Source organism: Prochlorococcus sp. MIT 1342, from assembly GCF_047304495.1.
GTDB lineage: Bacteria > Cyanobacteriota > Cyanobacteriia > PCC-6307 > Cyanobiaceae > Prochlorococcus > Prochlorococcus marinus_D.
Genome location: NZ_CP138957.1, coordinates 1,496,348 through 1,509,761 on the forward strand (window position 1 = coordinate 1,496,348; position 13,414 = coordinate 1,509,761).

At 54.2% G+C, this 13,414-nt stretch carries 13 protein-coding genes; 9 read left to right on the forward strand and 4 right to left on the reverse strand.

The window, feature by feature from the left end; translation table 11 throughout:
* Positions 1–24: 24 nt before the first annotated feature.
* The 6 genes from SIB79_RS07700 to SIB79_RS07725 all read left to right on the forward strand — a co-directional run bounded on the left by SIB79_RS07700 (position 25) and on the right by SIB79_RS07725 (position 4,891).
* Positions 25–1,194 (forward strand): PIN/TRAM domain-containing protein, encoded by a 1,170-nt coding sequence (locus SIB79_RS07700; protein ID WP_063403392.1) that lies wholly within the window; start codon positions 25–27, stop codon positions 1,192–1,194.
* A 30-nt stretch (positions 1,195–1,224) separates the two neighbouring features.
* Complete coding sequence (locus SIB79_RS07705; protein WP_063403393.1) at positions 1,225–1,896, forward strand: ATP-dependent Clp protease proteolytic subunit; 672 nt, start codon at positions 1,225–1,227, stop codon at positions 1,894–1,896.
* 91 nt (positions 1,897–1,987) lie between these two features.
* Positions 1,988–2,590: an ATP-dependent Clp protease proteolytic subunit gene (locus SIB79_RS07710; protein WP_011826624.1), complete on the forward strand. Its 603-nt coding sequence runs from the start codon at positions 1,988–1,990 to the stop codon at positions 2,588–2,590.
* 104 nt (positions 2,591–2,694) lie between these two features.
* Positions 2,695–3,690 carry a ketol-acid reductoisomerase gene (ilvC, locus tag SIB79_RS07715; protein ID WP_063403394.1) on the forward strand — a complete coding sequence of 332 codons (996 nt, stop codon included), beginning with the start codon at positions 2,695–2,697 and terminating at the stop codon, positions 3,688–3,690.
* Positions 3,691–3,692: 2 nt separating this feature from the next.
* Complete coding sequence (gene cbiB / locus SIB79_RS07720) at positions 3,693–4,685, forward strand: adenosylcobinamide-phosphate synthase CbiB (protein ID WP_155724610.1); 993 nt, start codon at positions 3,693–3,695, stop codon at positions 4,683–4,685.
* A gap of 14 nt (positions 4,686–4,699) precedes the next feature.
* The gene (locus SIB79_RS07725; RefSeq protein ID WP_155724611.1) at positions 4,700–4,891 is read left to right on the forward strand and encodes a hypothetical protein; all 192 of its coding nucleotides are present in this window, start codon (positions 4,700–4,702) and stop codon (positions 4,889–4,891) included.
* Positions 4,892–4,901: 10 nt separating this feature from the next.
* Here the strand turns inward: SIB79_RS07725 and SIB79_RS07730 are convergent, their stop codons facing one another.
* Both SIB79_RS07730 and SIB79_RS07735 read right to left on the reverse strand, forming a co-directional pair.
* A complete protein-coding gene (locus tag SIB79_RS07730) occupies positions 4,902–5,660 on the reverse strand; it encodes a sugar transferase (RefSeq protein ID WP_063403397.1) in 759 nt (252 codons plus the stop codon).
* A gap of 30 nt (positions 5,661–5,690) precedes the next feature.
* Positions 5,691–6,923: a glycosyltransferase gene (locus SIB79_RS07735; RefSeq protein WP_063403398.1), complete on the reverse strand. Its 1,233-nt coding sequence runs from the start codon at positions 6,921–6,923 to the stop codon at positions 5,691–5,693.
* 90 nt (positions 6,924–7,013) lie between these two features.
* On the opposite strand from SIB79_RS07735, the gene SIB79_RS07740 reads away from it, so the two are divergent.
* Together SIB79_RS07740 and SIB79_RS07745 are read left to right on the forward strand one after the other, a co-directional pair.
* Entirely contained in the window at positions 7,014–7,256 is a 243-nt protein-coding gene (locus SIB79_RS07740; RefSeq protein ID WP_011129688.1) for a hypothetical protein, read from the forward strand.
* Between the two features lie 78 nt (positions 7,257–7,334).
* Complete coding sequence (locus tag SIB79_RS07745; protein WP_063403399.1) at positions 7,335–11,009, forward strand: hydantoinase B/oxoprolinase family protein; 3,675 nt, start codon at positions 7,335–7,337, stop codon at positions 11,007–11,009.
* 109 nt (positions 11,010–11,118) lie between these two features.
* On the opposite strand, the gene SIB79_RS07750 is transcribed toward SIB79_RS07745, so the two are convergent.
* Together SIB79_RS07750 and SIB79_RS07755 are read right to left on the reverse strand one after the other, a co-directional pair.
* On the reverse strand, positions 11,119–11,967 hold the full coding sequence (locus SIB79_RS07750; protein WP_196757596.1) for a DUF4912 domain-containing protein: 849 nt from the start codon (positions 11,965–11,967) through the stop codon (positions 11,119–11,121).
* 331 nt (positions 11,968–12,298) lie between these two features.
* The gene (locus SIB79_RS07755; RefSeq protein WP_063403401.1) at positions 12,299–12,943 is read right to left on the reverse strand and encodes a TVP38/TMEM64 family protein; all 645 of its coding nucleotides are present in this window, start codon (positions 12,941–12,943) and stop codon (positions 12,299–12,301) included.
* Positions 12,944–13,222: 279 nt separating this feature from the next.
* Between SIB79_RS07755 and SIB79_RS07760 the strand changes: the two genes are divergently transcribed.
* Positions 13,223–13,411, forward strand: a complete 189-nt coding sequence (locus SIB79_RS07760; RefSeq protein WP_236072604.1) for a helix-turn-helix transcriptional regulator — start codon at positions 13,223–13,225, stop codon at positions 13,409–13,411.
* Positions 13,412–13,414 lie beyond the last annotated feature (3 nt).

Sequence of the window (13,414 nt, forward strand, 5' to 3'; positions counted from 1 at the left end):
TCTGCCCGGGCCAAGCACCAGAGGATGGTGCATGCTGCCTGCATCTGGAGCGAGCAGACACGATCTGACCCCATGGTTGACCTGCTCATCCTGGTGCTGTTTCTGATCTCTGGCGCGGCCACTGGCTGGCTTGGAGTTGAGCTGTTGCCCGAAAGGCTTCTGGAGCAAACGATCAACATCGATCGACTGAGGTTGGTCCTGAGTGGGTTGAGCGCCGGCTTTGGACTTTTGGCTGGATTCTTCTTCCAGCGACTGCGGCAAAGGCTGATGCAGCAGGTGCGCACCATGCCCACCGACCTCTTGGTCAGTCGAGCCGTAGGCCTCATTCTTGGCCTACTGGTTGCCAATTTGCTGCTGGCACCAATCCTGCTTTTGCCCCTCCCATTTGAGGTGGTGTTGGTGAAGCCTCTGGCCGCAGTACTCAGCAATGTGTTCTTTGGGGTCCTTGGATACAACCTGGCGGAAGTCCACGGCCGCACCCTGCTACGCCTGTTCAATCCCAACAGCACCGAGGCGTTACTGGTCGCCGATGGGGTTCTAACACCTGCCACTGCAAAGATTCTCGACACCAGCGTGATCATCGATGGCCGCATTCATGGACTACTGGCCTGCGGACTGCTGGAAGGTCAGGCAATCGTGGCCCAAACCGTGATTGATGAACTTCAACAGCTGGCCGATTCAAGCAATGCCGAAAAACGAGCCAAAGGTCGACGCGGTTTGAAGTTGCTCACTGAATTACGCGAAACCTATGGCAGACGGCTGGTTTTAAACAGCACCCGATACGAGGGATCGGGCACTGACGAGCGACTGCTCAAACTCACCGCCGATACAGGCGGGATGTTGGTCACTGCCGATTACAACCTCGCCCAAATCGCCAAGGTCAAAGACCTCAAAGCCATCAACCTCAGCGAAATTGTGATCGCCCTGCGACCTGAAGTGCAACCCGGCGACGAGCTCAAACTCAAGATCGTCAAACAGGGCAAGGAAGACAACCAGGGGGTGGGCTATCTAGAAGACGGCACGATGGTGGTGGTTGAGGGCGCCAAAGAGGCCATTGGACAGCGGCTACCCGTTGTTGTCACTGGAGCGCTGCAAACCCCTACCGGCAGGATGGTCTTCGGTCGCTTCGAGAAAAATCAGCCAACCCGCAAATCAAGTAAGACCAGCGAGCGCCCACCGGCTAACCCTCGCTAGTCTCCAAACTCCGCCAAAGATGTGCTGCAGATGACGGTGTCCGCTCCCTACTACGGCGAATCAACCGTGATGCGTACACCGCCTCCGGATTTGCCATCGCTACTGCTCAAGGAACGCATTGTCTACCTCGGACTGCCCCTGTTCTCCGACGACGATGCCAAGCGGCAGCTGGGCATGGATGTGACCGAACTGATCATTGCCCAACTTCTCTATTTGGAGTTCGACAACCCAGAAAAACCCATCTACTTCTATATCAACTCCACTGGTACCAGCTGGTATACGGGTGATGCCGTCGGCTTTGAAACCGAAGCTTTTGCGATCTGTGACACCCTGCGTTACGTCAAACCCCCTGTCCACACCATCTGCATCGGCCAAGCAATGGGCACGGCAGCGGTGATTCTCTCGGCAGGCACCAAAGGCCACAGGGCTGCCCTTCCCCACGCCTCAATCGTGCTGCACCAACCTCGCAGTGGTGCCCAAGGTCAAGCCACCGACATTCAGATCCGTGCCAAGGAAGTGCTGCATAACAAGCAAGCCATGCTCAAAATTCTTGCCAGCAATACAGGCCGCAGCATTGAGCAGTTATCAAAGGATTCTGATCGGATGAGTTATCTCACTCCTGGGGACGCTGTCGAATACGGCATCATCGATCGGATTCTCAGCAGCCGTAAAGAGTTACCCAGTTCAGAGACACTGAACTGATCGATCCACTGCAACCCTGGACTCAACCCTTCCAGGCTCTATCTCAGATCATTCCTAGTCCAGTTCTGATTTCCTCCTTTCTTTTTTCACCATGCCGATCGGTACCCCAAGCGTTCCCTACCGTCTTCCCGGCAGCCAGATGGAGCGCTGGGTCGACATCTATACCCGCCTGGGGGTGGAAAGGATCCTGTTCCTTGGCCAAGAAGTCAGTGATGGTGTTGCCAACAGCTTGGTAGCCCAGATGCTCTACCTCGATTCGGAAGACAGCACAAAACCGATCTATCTGTACATCAACTCCCCAGGTGGATCAGTCACTGCTGGCCTGGCGATCTACGACACGATGAAATACGTCAAAAGTGATGTCGTAACAATCTGCGTGGGCTTGGCAGCTTCGATGGGCGCCTTCCTTCTCACTGCAGGAACCAAAGGGAAAAGACTCGCCTTGCCCCACAGCCGAATCATGATCCACCAACCGCTGGGTGGAACCAACCAACGACAAGCCAGCGATATCGAAATCGAAGCGCGTGAAATCCTGCGCATCAAAGACATGCTCAACCACTCCATGGCAGAGCTGACAGGTCAAACCTTTGAAAAAATCGAAAAAGACACCGACCGCGACTACTTCTTAAGTGCAGCCGAGGCCAAAGACTATGGCCTCATCGATCGTGTGATTGCCCACCCGAACGAAGCCTGATGCGTTGATTGCACTGACAACCGAGAAGGACTATTGGACCTTCAGCCAAAACCATGGGGCCCTTGCGTAAGCTCTGACCTTGCCCTGAACGCAATCCAGCCAGGATGGCCCAGCTCTTCTACGACTCCGATGCCGATCTCGGCCTACTCAATGGCAAGACCGTCGCCATCATTGGCTATGGCTCCCAGGGCCATGCCCATGCCCTCAACCTCAAGGACAGCGGCGTAGATGTAGTAGTGGGCCTATATGAAGGCAGCCGCTCCGCCGAGAAAGCCCGCACCGATGGACTGGAAGTGCTCAGCGTCGCTGAAGCCGCCGCCAAAGCGGACTGGATCATGGTGCTACTACCGGATGAATTCCAAAAAGATGTTTATGCAAAAGAGATCGCCCCTCATCTGAGTTCAGGCAAAGTGTTGAGCTTTGCTCACGGCTTCAACATCCGCTTTGAGCTGATTCAGCCACCAGCTGATGTCGACGTGGTGATGATTGCTCCCAAGGGACCCGGCCATACCGTGCGCTGGGAATATCAGAATGGGCAGGGCGTCCCAGCCCTATTCGCAATTGAACAAGATGCCTCCGGCCAAGCACGTGCACTGGCCATGGCCTACGCCAAGGGCATCGGCGGCACCCGAGCGGGCATCCTCGAAACCAACTTCAAGGAAGAAACCGAAACCGACTTGTTCGGCGAACAAGCCGTGCTCTGTGGCGGGCTCTCAGAGCTCGTCAAAGCAGGTTTTGAAACCCTTGTAGAAGCTGGGTACCAGCCTGAGCTGGCCTACTTCGAGTGCCTTCACGAGGTGAAGTTAATCGTGGATCTGATGGTGAAGGGCGGCCTCACTGCCATGCGTGATTCAATCTCCAACACTGCCGAATACGGCGACTACGTGAGTGGGCCAAGACTGATCAACACTGATACCAAAGCTGAGATGAAGCGCATCCTCGCTGACATCCAAGACGGCACCTTCGCTAAAAACTTTGTCGCCGAATGCGAATCAGGCAAACCTGAGATGAAGAAGATTCGCGATCGCGATGCCGCCCATCCAATTGAGCAGGTCGGCAAAGGTCTCCGCGCCATGTTCAGCTGGCTGAAAACAGCCTGACCCTGGCCATTCTGCTAGTTATCACTGCAGCAGGTCTCGACCAGCTGATCGGTGATCCGCGCTGGTGTCCACATCCCGTTGAGTTGATGGGAGCTGTGATCAAACAGCTGCGCCATGTTGCTGAAGCGATCGCCGGGAATCGCCCCGTGCTGCTGCGCATTGGCGGCATTCTGGTCACCGCTGTGCTGATCAGCGGCAGCGGTGCACTGGGTTGGGCAATCGAACGCCTCGCCCTGCAGGAAGGCATCGCCCCACCCTGGCTCGGGATCCCCATGCTGGTAATCGCCCTGGCTAGTGCCCTCGCCGCCGGAAGCCTCCGCCACAGCATCTTGAAGGTGTTGAAGGCGCTGCCCACAGACGCGGGAGGAGACCTGTCTATCGCCCGTTTGCAGCTGAGCTGGATCGTGGGACGCGATGTAACCCAGTTGAATAAGCAGGAGATTCTGCGGGCTACCGCTGAAAGCGCAGCCGAAAACGCCGTGGATGGCGTGTTTGCACCGCTGTTCTGGATGCTGATCGGTGCTGGCCTCTGGCATCTCTCCAATGCATGGCCAGGCCCTCTAGCTCTGGCATGGAGCTTCAAGGCCTCCAGCACCCTTGATTCGATGCTGGGCTATCGGCAGGGAAAACTGCAATGGCTGGGCACTGCCGGAGCACGACTCGATGATCTACTCACCTGGCTCCCCTGCCGCCTGGTGATGCTCACCCTTCCTCTAATCAGCAAGCCTTGGCGCCAGTTGCCTGCTCTGGTGATGGCAGCGGAACAGGACGGAGCCTTGGATCACTCCCCCAACGCCGGACGGTCCGAAGCGATCTATGCCCACTGTGCCGGGGTGCGAATGGGCGGTCGCAACCGATACGGCAACCGATGGGTGGACAAACCCTTGCTGGCAATCGATCAACCGCCAGCAGACCCAGATGCTCTGCAGCGCATCCTGGCACTCACCAGTTGGCTTGAACTGGTCTGGATCATGATTGCGCTGGTTCTGCTCTAACCAAGCCAATGCGAATGATCACCATCACCGCCACAGCTCTGCTGCTGCTGTCGGTGCAGATCCCTGCTCAGGCAAAAACCACCAGAACGTTCAGCGGTTCCAATCCCGCCGAAGTGGAGAAGAACGCTCGTAAGGCTGGTTACAGCTATCCGGAAAGCGAGATGAAGTGTTCAGCTCGTTGCAACCAGCGCTGGGCACAAGACTGACCCCTTCGCCTCAGTAGGCACCGCGATCCATAGGCAGCAACAGCACACCAAAGGTGCGCAGAATGATCGCTAAGTCCAACATGAATGAGCGCCCCCGGGCATAAGCAAGGTCAAGGCGAACCCGCTTGGCATAGCTGAGATTGTTGCGACCACTCACCTGCCACAGACCAGTCAGTCCAGGGCGTACAGATGCAACTTCATGCATAAACTCCCCATAGCGTTCAAGTTCTTTATCAACGATTGGTCTGGGACCAACCAAACTCATTTCACCCCGCAGCACATTCAAAAACTGAGGCAGTTCATCAAGACTGGAACGACGCAAAAATCGACCAATTGGTGTGATCCGAGGATCCTTACGAAGCTTAAAATCACGCTCAAACTCAGCCCTCATCGAAGCAGATTTAACAAGCAAGTTTGCAAGGATGTCGTCGGCATCTGCTCTCATCGTGCGGAACTTGATACAGCCAAAGTGTCGATAATCACGACCTACCCGTCGCTGCACATAAAAAACAGGCCCAGGTGAGCTGAGTTTGACCAGCAACGCCAAAAGGAGAAAGACAGGAGAGCCGAGGCTGATCACAACAAGGGAAAACACCACATCTCCAGATCGTTTAATCGATCTCCCCAAGCGACTCTGCTGACCAATCAAGGCATTCGCAGGCAACGTTGAAGCTGGAGCTGAAAGCACCTCAAGATGACGACGAGAAGCCCCACGGCCCAGGGCTCTACTACCCCCATGAAACCCAAAGCGCCTGGAGGCCAATCTCATGATCTCTCAAAGCGGCTCGCCTACTCAAGATCAGGATCGAAACTCTAAAAGCTCCACAGGGTCACTCGCAGCAACGGCACAGGCCTGCTGATGTTGTTGCCAGGCCTGACGCAGTGCAGTCTCAAAACGCGACGCAAAAGCTTCCGGACGGAATTGTTCTGCGCGAAGGCGTACGACTTCAGGGGTCAACTGCTGCCAAAGCTGACGTTCCTCAAACCAGGCAACCGCCTGCGCGACTGATGCGACTGTCTGTTCAGGGAACAAGACCCCTGTTGGGTAAGGCCTTCCAGACGCCGCACAACGCACGGTATCGAGTAAGCCACCCCTCCCCAAGCCAATCACTGGGGCCCCCGCTGCCATGGCTTCCACTGGTGCAATTCCAAAGTCCTCCAAAGCGGCATAAACGAAGGCTCGGCAACTTGCCATCAAGGCCTCAACCTGCGCCTGGGTTTGACGACCTAGCAACTGCACTGTGGGACCTGCCAACTCTTCTAGGAATGTCCGCTCCGGTCCATCGCCAACCACCAACAATGGCAAGCGCAATCGATTGAAGGCCTCAATCACAAGATCCACTCGCTTGTAAGGGACAAGGCGACAAACACAGAGGTACACATCATTGCGAGGCTGGTCCCAGCGGAAGCGATCCACCTTCACCGGTGGATGCACCACCTCTGCTTCACGCCCCCAGAAGCAAGCAATCCGCCGCGCTGTAAAGCGGGAATTGGCCAACAGATGATTCACGCGCGCACCACTGAGCTGATCCCACTGCCTGAGAACATGCAATTGCCAACGGATCAACGGCCCTAAACCGCTTTGTGCCAAGGCCGAGCGACGCAAATAGGCATGCATCTGATCCCATGCATAACGAACGGGAGTGTGCACGTAGCTCACATGGAGCTGCTCAGGAGAGGTGAGTACCCCCTTGGCCACAAGATGGCTGCTGCTGATGACCAAGGGGTAATCACCCACATCTAACTGCTCAATCGCAAGGGGCAATAAGGGCAGGTATTGCTGCACATGGCTCACCCCCCAGGGGAGATGTTGAATCGGACTGGTCTGAATGGCGCGACCTTCCAGCCAGCTACCTGGCCTAAGGCTTTCTCCATCAACCAGAGCTGCCAAGTCTGGTTGACAGCCCAATCTGAGCAACAGAGCATCGATAGATTGCACGACCTGCTCAGCACCCCCCACGGCACGGGGCGTGAACCACTCATGCACCAAAGCAATCCGTTTGGGCAAGTCTTCTGGGGCCTTGCCAGCCATAGCGGATTGATCCTCAGTTCATCACGAAGTCTCTCAGCCGATTGCAGCAAGAGTGCTGCGTTCCGAAGCTGGGTTAAGCCCACTTAAAGCATGCCGATCAATTCCCTCCTTGAAGATGCCCTCAATCAACCTGCGATTGGTGAAACTGGGCGCTTTCGCTGGCATGCCACTCCCGTGGGCATTGCAGCTTTATGTAGACAACAAAATGCCCCACTCACCCCCCCCTTTGAAGATGCACTACAAGAAGCTCTTCAAGTCGGTTTGGACCTAAGTCGCGAAGAGAGAGAATTCCACCAAGTCAGCCAAGGCCTTGTGCTTCTGTTTCACTCCTGAATGCCAGGCCTAGTCAGCAACTCCCTCAAGGCTCGATAATGGAGGCACGATGCTCTGCCAAGCCACTGGCTCAATTGCATGCCTTGGCAGTTCTGGATCGATCGCGGCGGAACCTTCACAGATCTTGTCGGAATCAATCCCACTGGAGAATGCATTGTCCGCAAGGTGCTCTCGGAACAGCCAGACCAGCCTGGTGATCCAGCCGTCCGAGCGATCCGGGAGGTGTTGGAGCTCAAAGCAGGACAACCAATTCCCATCGGCTTGATTGAAGAAGTGCGCCTCGGCACCACCGTGGCCACCAATGCTTTGCTTGAAAATGCAGGAGAAGCGGTTCTTCTCTTCTGCAATCGTGGTTTCAGAGATCTGCTCCGCATCGGCGATCAGCATCGGCCTGAATTATTTGCTCTACAGATCCGCCGCACGCCCTTCCTGGCACGAGCCGTGATCGAGGTGCCAGGCCGCCTCGATGCCAAGGGGGAAGAAATCGAACCGATCAGCTTCGATGCAGCCCTAGAAGATGAAGTGCGGCGGCATGCCAAGGCAGGCTTCAAAAGCTGCGCCATTGCTCTCCTACATGCCTACCGCAACCCCGAACACGAACTGCACTTGCAGGACTGGTTAAATCAGCTGGGATTTAACTCTGTGTTTTGCTCCCATCAGGTTTGCCCCCTGCCACGGCTGGTACCCAGAGGACAAACCACCCTGGTGGAAGCAACTGTTTCACCAGTACTTTTCAAGTATCTAAACCAAGTCCGCAAGGAGCTCGGGCCGTCAACACGTCTCCGCATAATGGGCTCAAGCGGTGCATTGCTGACACCTAAATGGTTACTCGCTAAAGACACAATTCTCTCCGGGCCGGCAGGGGGGATGGTTGGTGCTGTCGCCGCAGCACGAGCATCAGGCCTCGCCCAACAACCTCTACTGGGCTTCGACATGGGCGGAACCTCCACCGATGTGTTTCATGTTCCTGCCGGGCAACAGGAGGAAGACTGGCAGCGCAGCCCTGAAACAGAGGTGGCGGGCCAGCGCTTAATGGCTCAGAGGTTACCAATCCACACCGTGGCAGCAGGGGGTGGATCAATCATCAGCAGTGAGGGCGAACGGCTACAGGTTGGGCCTCGCTCAGCTGGTGCTGACCCCGGACCAGCCTGTTACCGCCGTGGCGGTCCACTAACGATCACGGACGCCAATCTCTTGCTGGGTCGCCTACAGGTGAACGAATTTCCAGCGCTATTCGGCCCATCGGCGAACCAGCCCCCAGACTTATCAGTTGTGCAAAAGCGCTTTAGACAACTAGCGGAGACGATCGGCAGCACACCAGAAGACAGCGCAGAAGGGGCCTTAGCAATCGCGATCGAACGCATGGCTGATGCAATCCGACAGGTCTCGTTACTACGCGGTTATGACATTCGTGGAGGCGTGCTTGTGGCCTTCGGAGGGGCCAGTGGGCAACATGCCTGCCGGCTAGCAGCTCAGCTAGGACTGAAGCGAGTGCTGTTTCACCCCTTAGCGGGCGTGCTCTCAGCCCATGGAATGGGCCATGCCCGTCAACGTCAATTACGCGAAAGGTCTGTGCGTGAACCCCTTAACGAAGACTTATTGGACAAACTTCAGCAGCTCATCAAGCTGGAACAGACGCAAGCAGAACAACTCCTACAGGAATCAGGAGACCTTGCAAGTGCTGTTGATTCAGCTCCACCAAAGCGTTGGGCCCGCATCGAACTGCGCTATGCCTCTAGCGAACAAGGCTTGATGCTCTCCCTGAAGCCAACAACTTGCATCACGGATATACAAAAAGCATTCGCGGTCGCCCACCAACAGCGCTTTAGCTATATCCCTCCTCACAATCAGCCTTTAGTGGTGGAAAGGCTCGAAGTCGCAGTAGTAGCCCCTGCATCCCCAAGCGATCAAGGCCGATCAAGACGAGGTGATGTCCAACTGCATACGCCTCCACCACGGGGCGAACATCAACATGCTGAGGTGCATTGGCCAGATCTTGGCTGGCAGCAGGTGCCCCTCCATCATCGCGATCGTCTGATCGCAGGGTCTGTACTAAAAGGGCCAGCGCTGATTTTAGAAGCTACAGGTTGCATCGTGCTAGAGCCCGGTTGGCGAGCAAGCGTGGATCAACAAGGAGCTCTTGTACTCGATGCCATCGCTGCAGATTCAGTGATTACCAAACACCCTGTAGCACTGGTCAAGCAAACGCCCGATCCAGTGTTGCTGGAGTTATTCCATCATCGCTTCATGGCCATCGCCGAACAGATGGGGGAACGACTACGTCAAACCAGTCGTTCAGTGAACATCCGCGAACGACTGGATTTCTCTTGCGCCTTATTCGATCATCAGGGTGCACTCGTCGCCAATGCCCCTCACATTCCTGTTCACCTTGGCTCTATGGGTGAATCAGTCGCCGATCTTCTGGCACAGATTAACGCTGGCGAACACGGACCACTGCGCCCAGGCGAGACAGTACTCAGCAACGATCCCTTCCACGGCGGCACCCATCTGCCAGACATCACAGCAATCACACCTGTGTTCACCACAAGCGACAAACCAAGCTATTTCGTCGCCTGTCGTGCGCATCATGCCGATGTGGGTGGACTCACGCCCGGCTCGATGCCGCCCTTTAGTCGCAGCATCAAAGACGAAGGACTCCTCCTCCGTAACGTGTCTTTTGTGAGCGATGCTCACCACGACCGCAAGAGCTGGGAGCAAAGGCTTCACAGCGGCAACATGCCGCCACGAAACCCAGCCGAATTGCTCGCCGATCTACAAGCGCAAGTCGCCGCCAATCAGTTAGGCGTTCAAGAGCTGACGGCTCTTGTCGCCAGCACAGGTGATCGACAAGTCAACAGATACATGGCCTTTGTACAGGCAAATGCGGCCGAAGCGGTGCGCAAGGTGATCCAAACATTGAACAATCGCGCCTTCTCAGTAGAGCTCGACAATGGCGCAAAGCTTTGCCTGAAGATCTCAATTGATAAGCATCAGCGCACAGCAAAGGTTGATTTCACTGGCACCTCAGCCCAGGGCTCTGACAATTTCCAAGCTCCGCTGGCCGTAACAAAAGCAGCGGTGCTTTATGTCTTCCGCTGTTTAGTGAAGGAGACGATCCCACTCAACGCCGGTTGCTTTGAACCGCTTGAACTGATCGTTCCCAATGGCTGCTTGCTCAACCCACACCCACCTGCAGCAGTCGTAGCAGGAAATGTGGAGACCTCCCAAGCACTCTGCAATCTATTGTTCGCGGCCCTAGGGGTTATGGCAGCAAGCCAGGGCACGATGAATAATCTCAGCTTCGGCGACAGCGACCATCAGTATTACGAAACGGTTGGTGGCGGCAGCGGTGCTGGCAAAGGGTTTGATGGTGCTGATGGCATACAGACGCATATGACCAATTCCCGCCTCACCGATCCAGAGATCCTTGAACAGCGCTATCCAGTACGGCTGGAGCTCTTTGCGTTAAGGCATGGTAGTGGCGGCCTTGGGCGATGGCGTGGTGGTGATGGGCTGTTGCGACAATTTCGCTTCCTAGCACCAATGACAGCGTCGATTCTCTCTGGATCGAGACGGATTGCACCATTCGGGCTATCAGGCGGCCTGCCGGGGGCGTTAGGAGCAAACCAACTTGAACACATCAATGGGAAAAGAGAGCCGCTGAAAGGATGCGCAACGATCAACATCGAAGCCGGAGAGGCGTTGCTGATCTGCACCCCAGGCGGTGGAGGCTACGGCACACCGCGTGACTAAACCTCATTAGCGATTCATCAACTCATCCACCTGTCGCTGGTCTGCATGAACCAACGATTGAACCAATACAGATCAGAAGAAAACAATGAGCGAAGAAATCACCAACCGGTCAGAACCAATCAGAATCAGAGGCATTATCGGGATCATTCTGCTGAGATTCACGGCGGCGGCGTAAAAACTGTCCACTACCACTATCCAACCATCCAGAGCCAGAATCATTCTTCAACCGCCTGGTGCGATCGGAACGACCATCCCCCTGAAGAGTCTCCGAGCCACTGCCAAAGCTGGGGTTGGGATGATTTGAAATTGCACGCTGATACATCTGCTCGTGCATTCCGTCATCACCAAAATCAGCAACTTCAGCAACAGACGAAGTCGGAGAAAAAGGTTGGGAGGCGACGTCTTGCTCCTGGCGAAAAGAGCTATATGAGCGATCAGAACTCTGCTCTGCAGGGTCGCTCTGCGGAACATAGACCGGTTCTGAGAACGCTAGTGACAGCCAACCTCCCTTAGGTAGCTGATAACCCAGCTCAAGGAGATATTCACGGCCACCCATCGGCACAGGAAGGAACCACTCATGAGCCTTGCTATCGACAAGAATTTCTTTGATGGCATGCCTACTGATCAAGGCATCGGCGTGGCTGTACAGATCGACCAGCCGCAGACATAGGGCTTTTGCATTTGATTTTTTTGCCCGTTGCTGATCGGCTTTGCTGATGCTCCAGCTGCAGCGTGCCCACTTTGAGTCTTTGGGCTGCAGTGAAACATGGCTGAAAGCCTGGACCCTATCCTCGGTCCTGCTGGGCTGCTTAGCAGAAGCCTGGGGCGTGGCCTTGGACGCCCCCTTTGGCTTAGTGACAAAGGCTTGAAAGCGTTGCTGGATTCCCTGAACCAGGCTAGAGACCCCTTTATTAGTGGACTTTTCTTTGCCTGTCACAGGAAGGTCAGCAGAAATCAAGTAATTCCATTTAGGCCATTTTTGGCCTGATAAAAGCTTTTGCCAGAATCTCCTGACATACGCAGAACAAACCTCGGCTGGAACAAAAGCTAAGAGCCCAGCAGCAATCAAAACCTTTTGGCAGTGCCGATCTCTAGCAAACACTCCTGAAAGGCCAAAAAGTTGAGAGAGCGTCCTCGCACTGAGGGAGACGAGAGAACAAAGGGGGGATCTATGGTGAGAATTGGCTCAAAGTGGTTCAAGAATCCATGCACATTGAACCATCTCTGCTAAGCCTCTTTCACTAAAGACTGATTTCAGAAAAATAGTGGAAACAAGACTATTTTGAATCCTATTGATTAGTACTAGAGACCTTCTTCTTAGTAAGACCAGCGACACTGGCAAGTACAAACATCCCAAGCAGAGCAGCTCCAAGCATCAAACCCGCCCCCTGACTTACTCCAGCACCGACAGCGACAATGATGGAATCACTAATCAAGAGACTTACAATTAATGCTGGAGTAAAAAGACGCCAACGTGTTCCACCTATGCCAATGGCATAGCTCAGGAAATCAAAAAGTCCAGTCATTAAGAGTCCGGTCATCAGGAAAAAGTTTCCCTCCAGTTGATTTTGATTGAAGCCTTCGATTCTCTTCATTGCTTTCACTCCAACCAAGCGGCGAACAGGCTCTCTTCCATAGTTTCTAGCGATAAAAAATGCTGCTTGACAAAAGATAAGATCGGCCAAAACAATTGTTACGTATCCTGTTTTAAACCCCAATAGAGAACCTGCTAAAAGTGAATATGCAGAACTAGGTAAGGCAGGTAAAATGATACTAATCCCTCGGAGTAGCATTATCCCCAAAGGAGCCCAGATGCCCATACTTTCCACCGCATTACGAAGCGGCTCAATGCCATATGTCTGTATGAGGTAAACCAGAACAACAAATGCTCCTACCCAAAATGCAATCAGGAAAGACTTACGCAATTTATTCATTTTGAAATACCTCGAGCAATTTTCATATTTTGCACCAGAGACGAAGAATCAGCCAACGGAGAGGGTGTCCGTCGATCTGAATGGAATATACACTGCAGCAAACCAATCGGGACCACTTAGCAAGATCGATAAGCAATATCCACCAACATTTCCACCATACATTTGTCTATAACCAAAGTTGCTAAATTTAGCAATATGCGATATAATAAGAAGCAGGAATAGGATATCTGTCTAATGACTTATGAAGTAAAATTTCTGCGATTGAATCAAGTAAAAGAGATGACATCGCTTTCTAATTCGACGATTTACAAGATGATCGCCGAGAAGAAATTCCCAAGGCAAATCCAGATTGGACCTCAACAGGTTGTTTGGACCAAGCATGCCGTGCAGGACTGGATGAATCAGAAAATTCAGGAGGCAGCGCTTTGCGTTAACAAGGCGCCCTGCGCCCCTCTGAATCGTTCTTAGGCG

Coding starts and splice junctions, on each gene's coding strand:
- SIB79_RS07755 (WP_063403401.1), bottom strand. CDS start 12,943: ATGAATAAATTGCGTAAGTCTTTCCTGATTGCATTTTGGGTAGGAGCA.
- SIB79_RS07740 (WP_011129688.1), top strand. CDS start 7,014: ATGCCGATCAATTCCCTCCTTGAAGATGCCCTCAATCAACCTGCGATT.
- ilvC (WP_063403394.1), top strand. CDS start 2,695: ATGGCCCAGCTCTTCTACGACTCCGATGCCGATCTCGGCCTACTCAAT.
- SIB79_RS07730 (WP_063403397.1), bottom strand. CDS start 5,660: ATGAGATTGGCCTCCAGGCGCTTTGGGTTTCATGGGGGTAGTAGAGCC.
- SIB79_RS07760 (WP_236072604.1), top strand. CDS start 13,223: ATGACATCGCTTTCTAATTCGACGATTTACAAGATGATCGCCGAGAAG.
- SIB79_RS07725 (WP_155724611.1), top strand. CDS start 4,700: ATGATCACCATCACCGCCACAGCTCTGCTGCTGCTGTCGGTGCAGATC.
- SIB79_RS07745 (WP_063403399.1), top strand. CDS start 7,335: ATGCCTTGGCAGTTCTGGATCGATCGCGGCGGAACCTTCACAGATCTT.
- SIB79_RS07705 (WP_063403393.1), top strand. CDS start 1,225: ATGACGGTGTCCGCTCCCTACTACGGCGAATCAACCGTGATGCGTACA.
- SIB79_RS07735 (WP_063403398.1), bottom strand. CDS start 6,923: ATGGCTGGCAAGGCCCCAGAAGACTTGCCCAAACGGATTGCTTTGGTG.
- SIB79_RS07710 (WP_011826624.1), top strand. CDS start 1,988: ATGCCGATCGGTACCCCAAGCGTTCCCTACCGTCTTCCCGGCAGCCAG.
- SIB79_RS07700 (WP_063403392.1), top strand. CDS start 25: ATGGTGCATGCTGCCTGCATCTGGAGCGAGCAGACACGATCTGACCCC.